Source organism: Marinicellulosiphila megalodicopiae (genome assembly GCF_045862395.1).
GTDB lineage: Bacteria > Pseudomonadota > Gammaproteobacteria > Pseudomonadales > Natronospirillaceae > Marinicellulosiphila > Marinicellulosiphila megalodicopiae.
Genome location: NZ_AP023087.1, coordinates 4298602 through 4318192, shown reverse-complemented (window position 1 = coordinate 4318192; position 19591 = coordinate 4298602). Strand labels below are relative to the sequence as shown.

The 19591-nt window shown below is 36.6% G+C and carries 15 protein-coding genes and 1 pseudogene; 13 read left to right on the top strand and 3 right to left on the bottom strand.

The window, feature by feature from the left end; translation table 11 throughout:
• Positions 1-109: 109 nt before the first annotated feature.
• Together TYM08_RS18550 and TYM08_RS18545 are read left to right on the top strand one after the other, a co-directional pair.
• Positions 110-703, top strand: coding sequence for a hypothetical protein (locus TYM08_RS18550; RefSeq protein WP_422380640.1), 594 nt, complete (start codon positions 110-112; stop codon positions 701-703).
• A 135-nt stretch (positions 704-838) separates the two neighbouring features.
• Positions 839-1426, top strand: coding sequence for a hypothetical protein (locus tag TYM08_RS18545; protein WP_422380639.1), 588 nt, complete (start codon positions 839-841; stop codon positions 1424-1426).
• On the opposite strand, the gene TYM08_RS18540 is transcribed toward TYM08_RS18545, so the two are convergent.
• Positions 1423-2241 carry a hypothetical protein gene (locus TYM08_RS18540; RefSeq protein WP_422380638.1) on the bottom strand — a complete coding sequence of 273 codons (819 nt, stop codon included), beginning with the start codon at positions 2239-2241 and terminating at the stop codon, positions 1423-1425. The two genes, TYM08_RS18545 and TYM08_RS18540, sit on opposite strands and share 4 nt — an antisense overlap.
• Positions 2242-2356: 115 nt before the next feature.
• Here TYM08_RS18540 and TYM08_RS18535 point away from each other — a divergent pair, with 115 nt between their 5' ends.
• The 9 genes from TYM08_RS18535 (at position 2357) to TYM08_RS18495 (ending at position 13555) form a co-directional block, all read left to right on the top strand.
• Positions 2357-4072: a DEAD/DEAH box helicase family protein gene (locus TYM08_RS18535; RefSeq protein ID WP_422380637.1), complete on the top strand. Its 1716-nt coding sequence runs from the start codon at positions 2357-2359 to the stop codon at positions 4070-4072.
• A gap of 117 nt (positions 4073-4189) precedes the next feature.
• Entirely contained in the window at positions 4190-6130 is a 1941-nt protein-coding gene (locus TYM08_RS18530; RefSeq protein ID WP_422380636.1) for a glycoside hydrolase family 3 protein, read from the top strand.
• A 131-nt stretch (positions 6131-6261) separates the two neighbouring features.
• Entirely contained in the window at positions 6262-6804 is a 543-nt protein-coding gene (locus TYM08_RS18525) for a dihydrofolate reductase family protein (RefSeq protein ID WP_422380635.1), read from the top strand.
• 112 nt (positions 6805-6916) lie between these two features.
• Positions 6917-7906 carry a carbohydrate kinase family protein gene (locus TYM08_RS18520; protein WP_422380634.1) on the top strand — a complete coding sequence of 330 codons (990 nt, stop codon included), beginning with the start codon at positions 6917-6919 and terminating at the stop codon, positions 7904-7906.
• A 132-nt stretch (positions 7907-8038) separates the two neighbouring features.
• Entirely contained in the window at positions 8039-8470 is a 432-nt protein-coding gene (locus TYM08_RS18515; RefSeq protein ID WP_422380633.1) for a hypothetical protein, read from the top strand.
• A gap of 244 nt (positions 8471-8714) precedes the next feature.
• Entirely contained in the window at positions 8715-10559 is a 1845-nt protein-coding gene (ilvD, locus tag TYM08_RS18510; protein ID WP_422380632.1) for a dihydroxy-acid dehydratase, read from the top strand.
• A 75-nt stretch (positions 10560-10634) separates the two neighbouring features.
• On the top strand, positions 10635-11648 hold the full coding sequence (locus TYM08_RS18505) for an SMEK domain-containing protein (RefSeq protein WP_422380631.1): 1014 nt from the start codon (positions 10635-10637) through the stop codon (positions 11646-11648).
• Positions 11632-11862: an ABC-three component system middle component 6 gene (locus tag TYM08_RS18500; RefSeq protein ID WP_422382847.1), complete on the top strand. Its 231-nt coding sequence runs from the start codon at positions 11632-11634 to the stop codon at positions 11860-11862. Before TYM08_RS18505 ends, TYM08_RS18500 begins: the two co-directional genes overlap by 17 nt.
• The gene (locus TYM08_RS18495) at positions 11837-13555 is read left to right on the top strand and encodes a DUF2326 domain-containing protein (protein WP_422380630.1); all 1719 of its coding nucleotides are present in this window, start codon (positions 11837-11839) and stop codon (positions 13553-13555) included. Before TYM08_RS18500 ends, TYM08_RS18495 begins: the two co-directional genes overlap by 26 nt.
• A 99-nt stretch (positions 13556-13654) precedes the next feature.
• Here TYM08_RS18495 and TYM08_RS18490 read toward each other — a convergent pair.
• Positions 13655-13795: pseudogene (locus TYM08_RS18490) on the bottom strand (IS4 family transposase); the annotation flags it as partial.
• A gap of 237 nt (positions 13796-14032) precedes the next feature.
• Positions 14033-14374, bottom strand: coding sequence for a hypothetical protein (locus TYM08_RS18485; protein ID WP_422380629.1), 342 nt, complete (start codon positions 14372-14374; stop codon positions 14033-14035).
• A 1677-nt stretch (positions 14375-16051) separates the two neighbouring features.
• On the opposite strand from TYM08_RS18485, the gene TYM08_RS18480 reads away from it, so the two are divergent.
• Both TYM08_RS18480 and TYM08_RS18475 read left to right on the top strand, forming a co-directional pair.
• Entirely contained in the window at positions 16052-18199 is a 2148-nt protein-coding gene (locus TYM08_RS18480; RefSeq protein ID WP_422380628.1) for a di-heme-cytochrome C peroxidase, read from the top strand.
• A 10-nt stretch (positions 18200-18209) separates the two neighbouring features.
• On the top strand, positions 18210-19541 hold the full coding sequence (locus TYM08_RS18475) for a cytochrome P450 (protein ID WP_422380627.1): 1332 nt from the start codon (positions 18210-18212) through the stop codon (positions 19539-19541).
• Positions 19542-19591: the final 50 nt, after the last annotated feature.

Here is a 19591-nt window from a genome sequence, read left to right as displayed (position 1 = left end):
TATATTTTCCCTCTTTGCATATGTAGGAACCTCGCGTATTATCTTGGTTCACGGCATGAAATTGCTTTAAAATTTGTCGCGTTTTCGCATTAATTTAGTCGAACCTATTATGAAGTTAGTTATTTTCGATACAGATCAATTAGTCCAATCTAATCTGCCAGATAAATGTTTTGGGCGGGCAATTTCGGCTGTTATGCCGCAAATTCCTACAAATACCACACTTGAAAAAAGTGAACAAACTGATGAATATCGTCTGAAACACATTGTGCAAAAACATCTTTTGCATGAGTTAACAGACCAGGAACGTCATGAAATTCAGTCATATTGCATCGATTTTATGCGTCAAGAAATGTTAATAAATCCAATTCAAAAGACAATAAATAAAGCAAATGAGAAGGCGGTTATTCAATCTTTTGACGATCCAACGGTCAATATTGTCTTGGTTTCCAGAAATTGGCCTTCAATAACATCGTTGTTGATGCGTTCCTCTCAATTAAATTTAAGTTATATGCCTTTCATACATTCGATGGATGCAAATAACGTACAAGCACTTTTACCTCAAGCGATTCAAAAAGCACAACTTTATTATGATTGTCGTTTTTATAGTGAAGTGGAGTTGGTTTCACAAAATAATTTACTGATTAAAACGGCTAAAATGATGGGTTGGAAAATTCAATCTGAAAAACCAGTGGTTAATGCTTAAACCCTAAACCCTAAACCCTAAACCCTAAACAATCGTCTACACTCAAAAGCATACAATAATAAATCGATTGCTATGCGTCACATCCTGCTGTTTTTGATCATTCTCTTTAGCTATCCGCTTCGGGCTGAGTTTGTTATGCCTGAACCTACTGTTGTATATGCGCCATATGATGCAACTGCTGATCCTTTTTCTTCATTTCGATTTCTCTCCCAATTTAATGGTAATTTTCAAAATAATGACATTAAAATTGGTGTTGCGATTGTTCCTAAATTTAAAAATATCTATGAAAAAAACATCGGATACATAGGTTTAAGCCGCCGAGTTGAAGGCGATTATCTTTTGTGGCGTTTAGGATTATTTGTAGATGGGTATCAGAGTTTCAAAAATGAAGCGCAAGGTGGTTTGAAAACTCGAATTAATTTGTATTTACGACAGCATAATACAGATGAAGATATTGGTGTTGGAGTCGGGGCCCATACAGTATTTCAGCCTAAAAAAAACCGGTTTTATAGTATTGGGTTTGAAGCAAGACCCGTTTTTTTCACCTTCGATTGGTCAGATGCCACCTATTTAGAAGTAGATATGGTGCAAGAATTACGCGCATTTTTTAATGCGAATGTATCTGTGTATGCAAAGTGGTTGGTCGTCGGGCAATTTGAAGGGTCGCTTGGAATGAAGCAACCCATCAACCGATTAAGTTTAGGGATAACACTTCAGCGTTAATTAGTATTGATTTCAGCCCAGCTCACAACTTGCATCGTACCATCAGAAAATTCAAAATATAACCCTTCGTTCTGTTCCACATATATATCAATATTTTCATTTGCAGCGGTTAGTAATAAGTGTCCTGACATCCATTGTTGAGTTGCATTATTTTGTTCAAGTGCTGAAATATTTTTAACAAAAAACGTCCCATGACCATCTTGCAAAACTTTTAAATCAAAAGTTTGTGTGCTTGTTTCGCCAGATACTTCAATGTAACTATTTATATGGCTGACAGTTATTTCACCGTAACGGTTTGTTTGCTTTAATTTACTTTGTACATCAATCGAGTATTGATCTAATTGCGTTGGCGTTGTAAATACGATATCTGCAGTAAGTGTTCCAATAAAACGATCATCGTTAGCACTATTTTGGCAATTCAAAAATTCTAAATCGTAATCAAAAGACACACCACCATGCTGTGTAATGTGAGAATATTGCGTGCCTTCAAACTCGCAGTTGTCTAATTTAGCTGAGCGAGCCGATGCGGTAATTTTCAATACATCATCAGATAAAGCAGGATTGATTTGATTCAAACTTTGAATCATGGATTTAGCAATAATAGTAATATTATTTTGATTAACAATCGCAGAAGCGCGTGACAGATCAACCGCAGCTGGCGTTGAATCGATCGAAGCATCATCTGTCAAAGAATCTTCACAGCTACTTAAGCTAAAAACAGATAAAAGTAAGATTGACAGAAAACCAGCATTGCTTTGCATCGTTTGAGTTGTTTTACTTACATTTGGTAACGCTTTATTGATGATTGACTGCATTTTTAATCACTTAAGTTGTTATATGCGACAATATTACAACGCAACTGCGTTATTCACTGTTATTTACTGTTTTCTTAGGTAAAAATCCCCACTGTTTTAGAGTGTTGGTTCACAAATGTCATTTAAATTACGAGATTATCAATTGCACGCCGTGAAATCGGTCATTACACATTTCAAAAAAAGCAACGATTCGGCGGTTTTGGTGTTACCAACAGGCGCAGGTAAATCACTGATTATTGCGCAGCTGGCTCAATTGGCAAAACGCCCAATATTGATCGTGACTCACGTAAAAGAATTGGTCGAACAAAACGCACAAAAAATCGCCATGCTCGATGTGACTGTGGATATCTTTTCAGCAGGCTTAAACCAAAAAAACAACCAAGCTCAAGTGACGGTAGGTAGCATTCAATCCATTAGCGCCAATCTCGAATCCTTTACCCAAGACTATTCGCTAATCATTATTGATGAATGCCATCGTGTGGACGCAAACGATGACGACAAATCAGGCAGCACCCAATATCAAAAAGTCATCGAATTTATTCAGAAAAAAGACAAAAGTGTGAAAGTACTGGGCTTAACCGCAACACCGTATCGATTAAGTAAAGGCTGGATCTATAAAAGACATTACAGAGGGTTTGTTAGAGAGATCGAAAACCCAATATTTGAAACCTGCATTTACGAAATCGCCATTTCATCACTCATTCGCCAAAAGCACTTAACCCCCGCCAATATTGTAAATGTGGCCATTCAAAACTATTCGTTATTTCAAAATGAACAACAAACTAATGAAGTGCTGCGAAAATATCCAAGAGTGACCCAGGGCATCTGCGAAGACATCGTACAAAAAAGCGAAGTCAAACTCGGCGTGATTATATTTGCAGCCACCGTCGAGCACGCAAAAGAAATTCAAAAATATTTAGCCAATGAAAAAACAGGCTTAATTACCGGTCAAACCAAAATCAAAGATCGTGACCAAATTATTACTTCCTTTAAGCAACAACAAATCAAGTACCTCATTAATGTTTCAGTGCTCACAACAGGTTTTGATGCGCCCCATGTGGATGTCATTGCTATATTACGTAAAACAGAATCCGTCAGTTTATATCAACAAATGATCGGCCGAGGCTTGCGTTTGCACCCCAATAAAAAAGAATGCTTAGTATTAGATTACGCTGGCAACAACTACGACATTCACAGCCCCGAAATCGGCAGTAAAAAACCCAACGAAAACGCACAGATCGTTCAGGTGTTTTGCCCCATTTGTGAGTTTGCTAATCAGTTTTGGGGCATTGTTGATGAAGATGGCGACATTATTGAGCATTATGGTCGTCGCTGTATGGGGGTGATTGATAATGGCTTTGAAGAATCCAAACAATGCGATTACCGTTATGTGTTCAAACAATGCCCAACCTGCATGGAAGAAAACGACATCGCCGCCAGAACTTGCCAGTCGTGCAAAGCCAAATTAATCGATCCAGACGACATGCTAAAAAACGCCTTAAATTTAAAAGACCATTTAGTGTACAGAGTACAAGATGTTCAACTTGAAAAAGAAGGCACGAAAGTTACGCTGAATTATTTTGATGAAGACGGCCAAAAAATTAAAGACAGTTACGACTTTAAATACCCAAAAGCCAAAACGGAATTTAATAAAAACATCACAAGTCATATTCAGCCAAAAGTGGATGATATAAAATTTATCGATCAAATTAATGAGTCAGACATTCCCAAACCTGATTTCATCATTTGTAAAAAAACAAAATACGGCATAGAAATTCAGCATCGTATTTATCATTATCAAGGTAAGATACGTAAAGCCAATCAACTTTAGGTAAACATAAAAGGCGGTAAAGTTTTATGGCAGTAATAAACAAGAACTTTATGAAGGATTACGTATCACAAAGCCAGCTTCATAAAAATAAAACCCACTTTCAATAGGATAAAGAAAATGAGCTTAACTAAAGGGATGATTGCTTTAGCAGTCGTAACCACAATGAGTGCGTGTTCCGATGATTCAAATAATGATTCTGAAACCATGACTGAAGACTTGGTTGATAACAGCATGGTAGATATTAGCGTAACGACAATCGATGACATTGTCTCGCTAATGACACTAGAAGAAAAAGTCGGCCAAATGGTACAAGCTGAAATACGTTATATAGAAGAAGGTGACATTGAAAAATACCACCTAGGCAGTGTCTTAAATGGAGGAGGCATTCCTTTTGTCGTTGAGGAATTCACCGTAGGTAATTGGTTGTACTATGCAAACCAATACTTCAACGAGTCTATATCCGATGCCAACGGCCGAATTGGGATTCCAATTATGTGGGGAACTGATGCGGTGCACGGTCATAGTAATGCCATTGGCGCGACAGTATTTCCTCATAACATTGGTTTAGGCGCGGCAAACAACCCAGAACTCATGCAAAAAATAGGCGAAATCACCGCACAAGAAGTACGTGTAACCGGCGTAGACTGGACATTTGCACCCACACTTGCAGTGACACGTGATGATAAATGGGGCAGAACCTACGAAAGTTATTCCGAAGATCCATCTATTGTGGCTAATTTAGCTGACGACATCGTTCGAGGTTTACAGGGTGATGTCACAGATTCTGACGAGTTTTTAAATTCAAATCATATTATTGCCACAGCCAAACATTTCATTGGCGACGGCGGAACAGTAAACGGCGACGATCGTGCTGAAAATAAATCCACATTAGAAGAGTTACTTGCCATTCATGGCGCGGGTTACCCTGTTGCCATTGATGCTGGCGTACAAACAGTCATGGTGTCTTACTCAAGTGCACTGGGCGAAAAAATGCATGGCAATAAATACCTATTAACCGATGTGTTACGCGGTGATATGGGCTTTGAAGGGTTTGTCATTGGTGACTGGGACGGACATGCAGAAGTAGAAAACTGTATAAGAGAATCCTGCCCACAAGCAGTGAATGCAGGCATTGATATGTTTATGGTGCCTTGGGCATGGAAAGACTTTATCACCAATACCATTGCAGAAGTAAAGGCGGGCGAGATCAGCGAAGATCGAATCAACGACGCAGTAAAGCGCATCTTAACCGTTAAAAAGAACATGGGTTTGTTTGATCAAGTTCAACCATCAGATCGAGCGTTAGCGGGTCAATCAACATTATTAGGCTCACAAGAAAGCAGAGACGTTGCCCGTCAAGCCGTTCGTGAATCATTAGTGTTACTTAAAAACGACAACCATTTATTACCACTAAGCAGAAATCAAAAAGTATTAGTAGCAGGGTTAAGTGCCGACAACATGGCAAATCAGCACGGCGGTTGGACCTTGTCTTGGCAGGGAACAGGTTTCGATAACGATGCCTACGTCGGTGCAACCAGTATTTTAGAAGGCATTCAAAATACAGTATCAGCAGAAAATATCACATTTAGTGAAGTCGGTGAGTTTGATGAAATGAACAAGCCCGATGTCGTGGTGTATGTATTTGGTGAAACCCCTTACGCAGAGTTTTTCGGGGATCGTGACATTGAAGCCGTTACCGACTATGAGCAAGATGGAGTCACATTAGAATATCAAGCAGCCACCAAAAAAGACCTACTTGCAATACAGCAATTTAAAGAAGCAGGCATTCCAGTTGTCGGTATTTTTGTATCAGGTCGACCAAGAGTCATCACAGACGAAATTGCACAATCGGATGCATTTGTAGCCGCATGGTTACCAGGCAGTGAAGGTGACGGTATTGCAGAGGTATTATTTAAAAATGACGCCGATGAAATCAATTATGACTTTAAAGGCAAATTGTCATTTTCATGGCCTGAAAGTATAGGTGATGCGTTTAATTTTGGCGATCCATCTTACAGTCCATTATACGATTTTGGATATGGCTTAACTTACGAATAATTGATTTTTTATTCTCAAAGGCTCACTTTTAAGTGGGCCTTTTTTGTATCTGCATTTTAAATAATGAACACGTGACAGTGCCATTCCAACCCACATACAATCACCTCCAAAATAAAACCATAGAGCATGCCATGACAAACATCGTATACATCGCCACCAGCCTAGACGGATACATAGCCGATAAAAATAACCAAGTCGATTGGTTACACGACATCCAAAACAAAGACGGCAGTGACATGGGGTATGCCGATCTAATGGATCGAATCGACGTGATAGTGATGGGCAAAAACACCTTTGATTTAGTGGCGAGTTTTGACGGCGACTGGCCTTACACAAAACCCGTCGTAGTATTAAGTCAATCCATGAAAACCATACCAAATGGTTGTGAAGACAAAATCCAAATAATGTCAGGCAACCCACAACAAATCATGCAGCAAATCAAAACGTTAGGATTTAAAAACGCTTACATAGACGGCGGAAATACCATTCAACAATTTTTACAAGCCAACCTAATCGACGAATTAATCATCACCACTATTCCTGTATTATTGGGGGGTGGCATCTCTTTGTTTGGATCATTAGAGCAACCAATTAAATGCGAAATTCAATATTCAAACGTGTTCTCTAATGAAATTGTGCAAAGTGGTTATCTCATTAATAAAAAGCAAATTTAATGTACTTTCAGTTAGCTCAAATAGAACTACAATAAAGCCCCAAAATCAGGCAGAATAGCCTCCATATTTTATAGCCATATCGCAACAGCGATCGATAATAAGAAGGTTACTTATGAGTTTTGATGTCATCACCATTGGCAGTGCGCTAGTGGACACGTTTGTTTCAACCGATTCGGATTTAGTGCGTATTGATACGCGTCACCATAAAGAAGAATTCATCGCATTCCCGTTAGGCTCAAAAGTCCTAATTAACAAAATGAACCAAACCACAGGCGGCGGCGGAACCAACACAGCCGTATCCTTTGCGCGTTTAGGTTTAAATACAGGTTTTTTAGGTAAAATCGGCGACGATTCAAACGGCGAATTCATTGTTGATATGCTTAAAGAAGAAAAAGTCCAATTCTTAGGCCCGCGTGCAAAAGGCTTAACCTCGGGTTTTTCTTTTGTAATGGACTCAATGAGCGGCGACCGTACCATTTTGACTTATAAAGGTGTGAACGACACATTACACATCGACGAAGTGGGTGAATTAGACACTAAGTGGATTTACTCATCGTCAATGATGCACGAGTCATTTGAAACCATCGTTAAAATTGCACAGATGACCGAAGCAAAATTTGCCTTCAACCCATCGTCATACCAAGCCGTGCAAGGCTATGAAAAATTAAAGCCATTAATTGATAATCTAGAAGTATTAATCATGAACAAAGAAGAAGCTTGCGAGTTTCTTGGCTTAAATTCCGGTGCCGTAAAATCCGTACCTGAATTAATGGACATGATGCGTCATCTACCACCTAAATATTTAGTGATCACAAACGGAAAAGACGGCTCATACGTATGGGATCGTGAAAAACTATACCACGCACGTCCATCAAATAACGTACAAGTAGTAGAGACTACAGGCGCAGGCGATTCATTAGCATCTGGTTTTGTAGCAGGGTTAGCACAGGGTAAAGACACGTTATATTCTTTACGCTTAGGCATGATCAATTGCGAATCAGTGATTTCAAAAACCGGAGCAAAAGAAGCATTAATGTTTCGTGATGAAGCCAACCAAGCAGTAATGAACGACGTTCGCGAAATCAACATTTCAGAAATCTAACCCAAAGATTTTAATCCAGGGGGCGGATCCATTTTTGATCGCCCCTGACACTTCCAGCAAAAAAATAACCTAGAAATAACCTAGGGTCAGATCCAATTGCCAAGAAATATTCTAATCGTCGAAGAGTTTATTATGGACAGAACAATTAAAGTATTATTTTTAATTTCAGACATGATCGTACGAATTTCGATGGCCTTAAATACATTGATAGTGGTGGGGGTGATGCTCCTAATTTTAAATATTTTTGGAGTCAGTTTTCTGTTTGCTGATTTTTTTGCTTCATTAGAGTTGCATTGGTTAAAAGAATTGGCATCGGTCGTTGTGTTCTTTTTGATGCTTTCCATTGTTTATATGGCACTTAATATACTTTTGGTTTACTTAGGTTTTCTTGTTCTAAAAAGAAAGCTCGCTGGATTATTAGGGTTTAGCATCCTGTCTTGTTTGAATATTTTAATATTTGCAGAATACTTATATTTAAGTCTAGCGATCTTTAGCTTAGTTATTTTGCCTTGGATACTTTCAGCGTTAACTTTTCAAACAAATGAAAAAGACTTATCTCATTAAAAATGCGGTATAAAAAATTCGCAAAATAGTGTTAAATACCCACCAAATTCAACTCATTACAAGCCGTTGTTTTAATCAATGCGTTTAGCTTAGGGTCGGATCCAATTTTTTGCTCGTTTTTTATTATCAATGCAACAAGGTTGGGGTCAGATCCAAAAAACTAGAGGCACAATTTAAGGTGATCCATCAAGAAATGGATCCGACCCCCGGCTTATTATTTAATTACATATAAAGGTGCAAAGTTATGCCAAAGTATCGTTCTAAAACCTCAACCGAAGGCCGTAATATGGCGGGTGCTCGTGCATTGTGGCGCGCCACTGGCATGAAAGATGACGATTTTCAAAAGCCAATTATTGCCATTGCAAACTCGTTCACTCAATTTGTACCAGGGCACGTTCATTTAAAAGATATGGGGCAACTAGTAGCCCGCGAAGTTGAAAAAGCAGGCGGCGTAGCAAAAGAATTTAACACCATCGCAGTAGATGACGGCATCGCAATGGGTCACGACGGTATGTTGTACTCTTTGCCATCGCGTGAAATCATCGCTGACTCTGTTGAATACATGGTTAACGCACATTGTGCCGATGCGATTGTATGTATTTCAAACTGTGACAAAATCACACCGGGCATGTTGATGGCGGGAATGCGCTTAAATATCCCTGTTATTTTTGTGTCAGGCGGTCCAATGGAAGCCGGTAAAACTAAGCTTTCAGAAAACAAATTAGACTTAGTAGACGCAATGGTCATTGCTGCTGATGATTCAGCAAGTGATGAAAAAGTAGCCGAATACGAGCGCTCAGCCTGTCCAACATGTGGTTCATGTTCGGGAATGTTCACTGCTAACTCAATGAACTGTTTAGCAGAGGCGATAGGCCTTGCGCTGCCTGGTAACGGATCAGCATTAGCCACTCACTCAGATCGTGAACAGTTATTTTTAGAGGCTGGTCGTACGATTGTGGATATCACTCGTAAATATTACGAGCAAGATGACGAGTCAGTTTTACCGCGTAACATCGCAAACCGCAAAGCATTTGAAAACGCAATGACACTAGACATTGCAATGGGCGGATCAACCAACACCATCTTGCATTTATTAGCCATCGCACAAGAAGGCGGCATCGATTTTGACTTGTCTCACATGGACGAGTTGTCACGTAAAGTGCCACAGTTATGTAAAGTTGCACCAAACTCTCCACTTTATCACATGGAAGACGTGCATCGCGCCGGCGGCATCATGGCGATATTGGGCGAGCTAGATCGTGGTGGATTTTTACACACCGACGTATCTACTGTGCACAGCAAAACCATGAAAGACGCGTTAGCTAAATACGACATCATGCAAACTACTGACCCTAAAGTGAAAGAGTTTTATCGTGCAGGCCCAGCAGGTATTCCAACTCAAACTGCATTTAGCCAGTCAACACGTTTCCCGACGTTAGACGGAGATCGTGCAAATGGTTGTATCCGTTCTTTAGAACATGCGTATTCATTAGAAGGTGGTTTGGCTGTATTAAAAGGCAACATCGCCCTTGATGGTTGTGTGGTTAAAACAGCAGGTGTAGACGAAAGTATTCACGTATTTACAGGTCGTGCACGTATTTTTGAATCTCAAGACAGCGCAGTAAAAGCCATCTTAGCCGACAAAATTGTAAAAGGTGATGTCGTCATCATCCGTTACGAAGGTCCTAAAGGCGGACCAGGCATGCAAGAAATGTTATACCCAACCACCTATCTTAAATCAAAAGGGTTAGGTAAAGACTGTGCATTATTAACAGACGGACGTTTCTCAGGCGGCACATCTGGACTAAGCATCGGACACGCTTCACCAGAAGGCGCGCAAGGCGGTGCAATTGCATTGCTAGAAGAAGGCGATACGATTTTAATCAACATACCAGCGCGTTCAATCAACGTCGACTTAACCGATGCAGAATTACAAACTCGTCGTGATGCGATGGAAGCAAAAGGCAAAGACGCTTGGAAACCGACGGAAGTAAGAGCTCGTAAAGTAACGGGCGCTTTGAAGGCTTATGCTTTGTTGGCGACTTCTGCTGATAAGGGGGCGGTTCGTAACTTGGATTTGCTGGACTGATAGCTTTACAGTTAAATTAAAGCTGTTTTTAAAATGGCTTTAATTTAGAAACCATAAAAATGAAAGAGTGATTAAATGATGGTGCAGGATAGAATTGAGGCCTTTAATACAATCAGCAGGATTCTGGCTATTACTAGGCTAGATATTGAGCATCATCAATTTGTAAATGATCAGTGCTTAAATATTCATGGTGAAAATTATTTTAGAGATGTTTTTAATTTGGTTTTTGACAGGAAGTTCGAAAATGCAAATTTTGGGTGCAATAATGCCCCATATATTGACTTAATAGATACTACCAAAAAAGAGCTTATTCAAGTCACAACGACTAGGTCTAAAGAAAAAATACTTCACTCTCTTAAGGCATTATCTGATAAAAAATATAAAGACTATAATATTTCAATATACTATTTATTAGAAAAATCCAGACCAAAAAAAGAGACAATAGACTCTATACTTGAAGTTTATAAACTAGATTTAATTAGTATATTAAATGACTCGAGTGATTTAATAAAATCTATAGAAAATTTAGAAACAAATAGACTGGTAAATTTATGCGAATTATACTTCAGGAATAAATCTGATAAATACACTGACCATATAGTGTTAAACCTAACATATAAAAAGCTTTTAAAAGCAAAAAATAACTTACCGCAACCATCATATGATGAAGACTTTAACTCAATAGAAGTTGATCCTAAAATTAAGCTAAACAAATTAAATGAGAGAATTTCGTTTGAAATTAAAAAAAGCTTAGATTATACCACTATTATAAAAGGGATTGATGACGGCAACTTAGCTAGCGATTTACAAGAATTTGTAATTGGAGATTTATATAAAAATATATTAGTGGAAATGCTCAGCAGTAAAGAGGCTAAAAGTATTTTAAATAGAATTAGCGTAACGCAATTACACGTCAAAGCTTCTGAGTATAATTTAGACTTCAATAAAATAATAATTAGACTTAATAACGCTCTTGAAAGCCTAATGGACGTAAAAGACTTTAATAGCATGATTATCTCTTGGATATTAATATCATATTTTTTTGAAATATGCGAAGTGGGAGTGAAAATTGATGATACTTCCAAATAAATCCATACAGCCAATAGATTCTTTATTTTGTATTTCTTCATACATTATAGATTTGGCAAAGCATAAAGATTTCACTGTTGATTGTATTCATTCAGAGCTATTAAAAACTTACCCAAAAAAGATAAGCATTGAAACAATAATACATTGTATAAATTATTTGTACATAATCGGTAAATTGGAGGTGCAAGATGAAATTATTAAAATTAAGTTCTAATAATTCTAAATTTAAGACGTTAAAATTTGAAAGCGGACTTAATATATTGGCAGGATTGCAACTTACGAGTGCCGATAAAAAAACATATAATGGAGTAGGGAAAAGTTTTTCACTTAACTTAATTCATTTAATGCTTGGCTCGTATCTTGACCCAACGAAACCTACAGAGAAAAAAATTCAAAATTTCCTTTCTGGTTATGGTGTTTTTTATTTAGAATTTGAGCATGAAGGTAAGCCTTATAAGGTTGAAAAAGACTTCGGCCAATCACACCATATTTTAAACGGTGAAAAAATAGTTAAATCAAATTACCCATCTGAACTTAAAAAAATATTCATTAAAAATGAGCTTTATAATGGTGTTAGCTTTAAGCAGATATTAAATGTATTTGCTAGGCGATATGGCGGGACTTACTATTCTAGTATAATTGCCCAGCAAGGTAGACCAGAGCAAGATTATCATCAAATGTATACCAACTTAGCATTACTAGGCATTAATACTAATCTAGTAACTAAGAAATCAATTGTAAAAGAAAAATTAAATAAGTTAAAAAAAGCTAAAAGTGTTATAGAAAATTATGAAAGCTTGTTAGGGGAGAGTAATATAAATGACTTAAAGGATGAGTTAAAGACTTTAATTAAGAATAAACAAGATTTTGTGATAGCTGAAAATTATGATAAATATAAAAGAGAAGCTGACGCTAAAACTGAAATTATAAACAAAATTAGAAATGAAATATATGAAGTAATTAAAAGTATGGGGCGGAAAAAACAAAGCCTTGATGAAGCGGGGGTAAAAGAAATAGATCTTGTAAAAGTGAAGAAGATTTATGAAGAAGCATCGTTTTTCTTTGGGGATAAAATCTCTATTCGATTAGATCAGGCTACAGATTTCCATAAAAATTTATTAAAAAATAGAGCTAGTAGAATTAATTCTGAAATACTAGAATTAGAAGATCAATTGAATACTTTGAATGTTAATTTAAAAGACAATGAGCGAATTAGAGATTCTATTTTAAAAGATCTAGATTCAAAAGGGGCGCTAGAAGAATACAACTCAATTAACGAAAGAATAAGAAGTTTTGAAAGTGAAATTGGCGAGTTGGATAAATATCGCCAGATTTTACAAAGTTTTAAAGAAGATAAAAGCCAATATGATTTGGAAAATGCAAATATAAAAGCTGAAGCTGTAAAATATCTAGTTGATTCTAAAATTTTTCTTGAGACAATTGAGAATATGTTCAGGGCACTGGTTAAGAAGTTTTATTTAAACCACGGAGGTTCATTAGAGATAAGTGAAACCAACGACGCAAAATATTTGTTTAATATTGATGCTCAAATTCCACGAGATGGATCACAAGGGATTAATGAGGTTAAAATTTTCTGCTACGATCTACTTCTTTATCAATTAAATCCCAGCTTACTAAGTTTTATTGCACATGATGGTTGTATTTTTTCCGAGATGGACCCTAGACAAAAATCAATGATATTTAAAGTTATTATTGAAATTATAAAAAGCAGTGAATTACAATATTTTGTGAATTTGGGGCAATCCACATTGGATGAGATTCTTGACAAAGACAATAAATTAAATATTTTAAATAAAGAAGAAAAACAATACATTCAAAATAATGTAATATTAGAGTTGTATGATAAAGACCCTATTAATTGGTTATTTGGTGAAGCGTTTGGATAAACTATTGAATTCTGATATTTCGCTATGAATGAGTAAAAAAATCAAGAGGGTCAGAGTTGAATGGCACTAAGTTAAGAGATAAAGTCTTTTAATAAAGTACTATTTCTGTTTCTTTGGGTGGCCATTTCTTCTAATATCCTCTCTTGCAACTTCGCGTGTAACGGTCAATAATTTATAAGGTTTTGGCCTTCGTTTAATCGCTCTTGGCTCTATTCTTCCGGGTCGATTACCTACTTGCCGTTTTGATATTAATTTAAATATATGATCATCAGGCTGCCGATTTGATTGTGTATATGACAGCCATACTTGCAGGCAATGTTTGAAACTAATTTTTCTTGGTTTTAAGTTAAATATAATAGCTGACTGTGCTGGAGTCCTTGGGGTCAGGCCTTTATTTTGACATAGACACTCAAAAAGTATTACGAAACAACCGACCCTTTAAAGATAAAAGCCTTCTATTTATCGACTAAACACACATCAAAGAAAACGCCATTTCATAACTGATGGGGAATATTGTAATAATATATCTTCTTCAACATCAAGCTCTCTTAATACATCAAAGGCAAATAAAAATTCACTCTCTTCTTGCATATTTTCATGGTAGGTAATAGCTGTACTATAAAATGCTAGTACCTCTGTTATGTGAAATACTTTACGTTGTGGGTACAGTTTCTTTAAATCCCATGTATTGTTAAATACTTCATTGGCTTGTTTGTAATCGTTGCGATCCATTAATATTTTTGCCCAATGAACACGTCCATATAGGTATTCTGGACACTCTGAAAAAGTCTTTTCTGATAATGCTTCATGTTTTTCCATTTGTTTAGTTAATAGATAGGCATTAGAAAGAAAGTTCGAGAGGATATTATTTTGAGGATATTGAGTCACTAAAAGTTCGAGCTCTTCTATTAAATCTTCTGGGCGCTCTTCTAAGTTATCAAAAAGATATTGTTTCCTTTTTTCTATTTCTTCGGGTAGTGTTTGTTTCGTTGATACTGAAAATGGATCCTCGGTGATGCGGTAATTTAATTTTTCAACGGCTGTTTTCTCTTTTACAGCCTGACTTGCTTGAAACGAAATGGATTTATTTTTTTGTTTTAGTGCTTTTTTTTGAACTATTTTTTTCGGGCGTTTTTATCTTTTTTCTTACTCATTATTAATTCTTATTTTGGTGTGGTAATGCAATATGCATTTAAAACATATTACATAAAAATATAAGTTAGCTGTTTTCATAAACGCCATTATACATTATATAATTAAGAGCCAAAGGGTCGCGCGCCCATCTGTCATCTAAAATCCGCAAAACAAACCTGCTCGGGCTTGGGTCACTAGTGTGGTATGGACACTCAAAAACCCTGATTAGTTTTTCGCAGCAAAGCTACCGCGTTCTCGGCAATTAGTTCCAGACATTGCTCTACTACTTAAATCCCTTTAAGCATGCTCACGCCCCTTGCACACATCCCTGTGTGAAAGCATACGACCTACAAAAAAGAGATTCGATTCTAGGTCAAATCGCTTGCTTCACAATACTTTTCTAATAAAACTTTATTTACTAAATCAAATCCACTAAACCAAATCAAACCTAATCCAAACTTAACTGATACCGAACATTGCGTCCGCCACCTTCCAGTTTAATCAAACAACCTAATCCAACTATGTCCGTCAAATCACGAGTAGTTGTTGCTTTTAAACAAGTGCCATCGACACATATTGTTTTGCACTAATACCAAAAGAAAACGCATCTTGACCTGCATCAAATCCGTCGCGTCCGATGTTGAATATTTTGTTGGTCACTTTTATTTGTATGTTTGTAAAAACAGATATCCACAATTGAGCTTTTTTGAATTTAGTTAGTTGTGGTTCTAATATGAAACAATCATTTAATGCACTTTATTCTAATAAAGTTTTGTATCTTTTAGCTCAATCAAGCATTTTAAGATATTAGGAGAATGTATTAATTGCATATATTTTTTTGGATAGGTAATGAAAATTTAGAAATAATTGAAGTTTACACATGAATGAAATTTAAAAATAAAGGCCTGTTATCCTGTTATTTGATTACTATCAAAGTAGAGTGAGTAATGGAATTAATTTCAAAACATTACGATATGTGGATACTTATCTATATATAGAGTTTAAAACGGATGATTTAATGCGGGTGATTACAGTGGTTGATAAATTATATGATCTTAAAACTATGAAGTAACTAAATTGTTATATGCTTTATATTTGATCAACATTTGAGCTGAATAGATTGAGTTTATTAATGATTTTAAGTATCCCCCTTTCTATTTAACGCCATTCAAAAAGTGCTAGATTTCAGAAGCCTAATCGGTTATTTTAGCTAAATAATTATACGGCTTGTATATTTATTAATCTGCTTGGTAAAAGTAAAGCGCTGGTGCCAGTAGAACCGCAAACAAAGTCCGAGACCTAGTGACTTTCTTAAAACAATAACAATAAATTCGTGCAGGTAAGCATGACAGGGATATTGATATGGCTACATTTTTCCAATCCATTTTCGCAGCAATTTTTTACCTATTGAAATACTCAGGGCGCATTGTTGGTGTCATTATTTTATTAATGGTGATCGCATTAATTGCAGGTAAAACCTACCAAAACTGGGATGATGATCCCGACCGAGGTGCAATTGCACTTGAAAATGGTGAATTTGGGGAAAGTTTTACAACCCCTGTATATTTAGATCAAGGTTGGACAGAAGCAGAAAGCCTTTGGTTTTATAATACCACTCAAGGTTCAGCATTAATGCCATATGATTTATTTATGTCATTAGAGCAAGAAAATTCAAATAAATTGTTACGTGACAACCACAATATTGATAAGTATCGGTATTTACCGCAAAAAGAAACATTCTTAAACCCAGATGGTTTACCAGTAGGTTTAGTTAAAGATACATATCAGGGAAATGACTACATCGGTTACACCTGTGCTGCTTGTCATACTAACCAAGTTAATTTCACAAAAGATGGTATCACATCGGCAATTCGTATTGATGGCGGTCCAGCAATGGCCGATATGGTTGGCTTTTTAACTGCAATTGAAAAATCAATGCGTGCCACGTTAGCAGATGAAGCTAAAAAAACACGTTATGTTGAAACTGTTTTAGCACGTAATAATGACTTTAAAAAAGAAGCTAAAGTTATTGAGTCAACTGAGCAATGGCTAAAAACAATCAGTTTATACAATACAGTAAACCACAGTCATATCGATTATGGTTATGGTCGCCTAGATGCATTTGGACGAATTTATAACCGTGTATTACAGCATATGATTAACAAACAGCAGTTGGCCAATACCATGGAAATGGTCACGGCACCAGGAACTAACGGCGAACGTCGTAGAGTTTTAACTCGTGATCAAATCGATTTAGTACTTGAAGGCGTAAATGAAAATATTATTGTGGATAAACAGTTTGGATTGGTACTTGATCGATTAGCATCTACAGAACCAGGATACCCAGGTTTAAATCAACGTGATTTATTACGAGTACGTAATAGTATTTTTAATGAACCAAATGCTCCAGTGAGCTATCCATTTTTATGGGATATAGGACAGGCAGATTATACTCAGTGGAATGGTGTAGCAAATAATGCAGGTGTTGGGCCGCTTGGTCGTAATACCGGAGAAGTGATTGGTGTGTTTGGCATTTTAGATTGGACATCACATGAGCCTAATGGATTTGAATTATCTACTTTAATAACCGATCAAAAAAATAAAAACGAAGTAGTTAATTTTAAATCTTCAATCGATGTCACAAATTTACGCCGTTTAGAAGCTCAACTTAAACGCTTGCAGTCACCAGTTTGGCCACAAGAAATATTAGGTGAAATCGATCAAGTTAAAGCAGAACGTGGACAGCTAGTTTATGCTCAATACTGTCAATCATGTCACGAAGTGGTCGATCGAAATAATGCGGACAGAATCATCATCGCAAATATGATGGATATAAACTTAGTCGGTACTGATAAAGCAGCTGCTATAAATGGTGTGATGGCAACAGGTAAATCTGGTAATTTTCAGCACACTGTTCAATCTATAACAGGAGTTGGTGATGTATTTATTAGTGAGGACGCACCTGTATTGCAAATATTAACTTCTGCAACAAAAGGAGTGATTGCAACACCCGACCCTGATAAGTTCTTTATACGTCGTTGGTTAGATCGTTTGTATGTTTTGGGGTCTTCATTTTTTGAAAATAAAATGCCAGAAACCGTTAAAAAAGGTAATTATGTTGCTGATACAACTTCTAACCCATACAGTTCATTATTGGCTTATAAAGGTCGTGCCTTAAATGGAATTTGGGCTACTGCTCCTTATCTACATAATGGTTCGGTTCCAACTTTATACGATTTATTATTACCTAAAAAACTAGACACTGATCCTGCTGAGGGTGAATATCGACCAGATGAATTTGTAGTTGGCAGTCGTGAGTTTGACGCTAATCGAGTTGGATTTAAATCAAAAGATTATGATGGCAGTGCATTTATTACCACTCGTGTTGGTGACATGAACACAGGGCACGAATACGGTGCTGGAAAAACTGCTCAAAACAATGGTGAAGTATTACCTGCGTTATCTGAAAAAGAGCGCTGGGATTTAATTGAATATTTGAAAACATTATAAGGGGTGAATCATGACTACAAATTATCTTGAGTTATTTGATGCCGCTGCTGATGCGGACAAATTTCCATTAGTGAAAAAATGGATGCATGATGAACCGCTTCCATTTTTTAAACAGTTACGAGAGGAACGTCCAGTATTGGTGACGCCTGAATGTACGTTACTTGCATTATTTACAGATGTTCGTGATGCATTACAAATGCCGACGATTTTTACCAACGCGTTATATAAACCAAAGATGGGTGTCACTGATACTGAACCTGGATATTTAATGGCACACGATGATGATGCGCTACATTATCGTGAAAAATCAATTATGCAAGGTATGTTAAATCGCGAAGATATTCCAAGAATTAGAAAATTAATTCGTGATTCATCTAAGAAAATTTTGGATGATGCCGACGGAGAAATTGAAATTGTAAATGAATATTGTCGTATGGTTCCTGCGATATTAGTTCAAGAATATTTTGGTTTGGACGGAATTAGTCGTAAAAAATTATTAAAATGGTCATATTGGAATCAATATAATACATTCCATAATCAGCCATTTGACTTAAATTCTAAAGAGCGATTTGATGAAATTGTAGACATTCATGCACAGTGTTCTAAAGAATTAGTCGATTATGTTACTGTGTTAATGATTCGTAAAATTCTAACGGTACAAATCAAAGATCGGTTATTGGGTCGTGCTGTACAAGTTTTAAATATATTTAGAGCCATCGCTAAAAAGCCAGCATATGAATTTAAAGATGATATTGTAAAACGTATGTTGCGTAGCTCATTCGCTCCTCAAGTTGATTTTCCATTAACGCGTATTGGTACAAACGCTGGTGGCTTATTAATTGGTGCCGTAGAAACTACCTCACAAGCCGTTGCGCAAGTGATTAACTTTTTTATTGAACGTCCTGAATTATTTGAACAAGCCAAAGCGGCATCTCTTGATTCTAATACAGATAAAATTGATGCGATGGTCTGGGAGGCTTTACGATTTGTACCGATTAGCCCATATCTATTTCGTCAAACATCAATGGATTACACCATAGCAAAAGGCACGGATCGTGAAACAAAAATTCCATCAGGAACCAATGTTTTAACGTTAACTCAGTCTGCAATGTTTGATGATTATTCTTATGAAAATCCTGAAGAATTTAATGCAAATCGTAATTGGTATCATAATTTTAACTATGGATTTGCATCTCACGACTGTGTGGGTAAATACATAGGAATGGCAATGATTCCTGAAATGGTAAAGCAGGTTTTAATGCGAAAAGATATTCAATCTGCATCTGAGATGGATTATAAAGATGGGCCTTTCCCAGAAGATTACAAATTAAAATGGAAATAGGATAACCCTATTAAGCCTTTCTTATGAGAGGCTTTTTTATTTAATAATAA

What these genes read in the sequence shown, in the direction of transcription:
- TYM08_RS18515 (WP_422380633.1), top strand. Translation starts at nt 8,039, where the DNA reads ATGGACAGAACAATTAAAGTATTATTTTTAATTTCAGACATGATCGTA.
- TYM08_RS18485 (WP_422380629.1), bottom strand. Translation starts at nt 14,374, where the DNA reads ATGGAAAAACATGAAGCATTATCAGAAAAGACTTTTTCAGAGTGTCCA.
- TYM08_RS18495 (WP_422380630.1), top strand. Translation starts at nt 11,837, where the DNA reads ATGAAATTATTAAAATTAAGTTCTAATAATTCTAAATTTAAGACGTTA.
- TYM08_RS18525 (WP_422380635.1), top strand. Translation starts at nt 6,262, where the DNA reads ATGACAAACATCGTATACATCGCCACCAGCCTAGACGGATACATAGCC.
- TYM08_RS18550 (WP_422380640.1), top strand. Translation starts at nt 110, where the DNA reads ATGAAGTTAGTTATTTTCGATACAGATCAATTAGTCCAATCTAATCTG.
- TYM08_RS18540 (WP_422380638.1), bottom strand. Translation starts at nt 2,241, where the DNA reads ATGCAGTCAATCATCAATAAAGCGTTACCAAATGTAAGTAAAACAACT.
- ilvD (WP_422380632.1), top strand. Translation starts at nt 8,715, where the DNA reads ATGCCAAAGTATCGTTCTAAAACCTCAACCGAAGGCCGTAATATGGCG.
- TYM08_RS18500 (WP_422382847.1), top strand. Translation starts at nt 11,632, where the DNA reads ATGATACTTCCAAATAAATCCATACAGCCAATAGATTCTTTATTTTGT.
- TYM08_RS18520 (WP_422380634.1), top strand. Translation starts at nt 6,917, where the DNA reads ATGAGTTTTGATGTCATCACCATTGGCAGTGCGCTAGTGGACACGTTT.
- TYM08_RS18535 (WP_422380637.1), top strand. Translation starts at nt 2,357, where the DNA reads ATGTCATTTAAATTACGAGATTATCAATTGCACGCCGTGAAATCGGTC.
- TYM08_RS18475 (WP_422380627.1), top strand. Translation starts at nt 18,210, where the DNA reads ATGACTACAAATTATCTTGAGTTATTTGATGCCGCTGCTGATGCGGAC.
- TYM08_RS18480 (WP_422380628.1), top strand. Translation starts at nt 16,052, where the DNA reads ATGGCTACATTTTTCCAATCCATTTTCGCAGCAATTTTTTACCTATTG.
- TYM08_RS18545 (WP_422380639.1), top strand. Translation starts at nt 839, where the DNA reads ATGCCTGAACCTACTGTTGTATATGCGCCATATGATGCAACTGCTGAT.
- TYM08_RS18505 (WP_422380631.1), top strand. Translation starts at nt 10,635, where the DNA reads ATGATGGTGCAGGATAGAATTGAGGCCTTTAATACAATCAGCAGGATT.
- TYM08_RS18530 (WP_422380636.1), top strand. Translation starts at nt 4,190, where the DNA reads ATGAGCTTAACTAAAGGGATGATTGCTTTAGCAGTCGTAACCACAATG.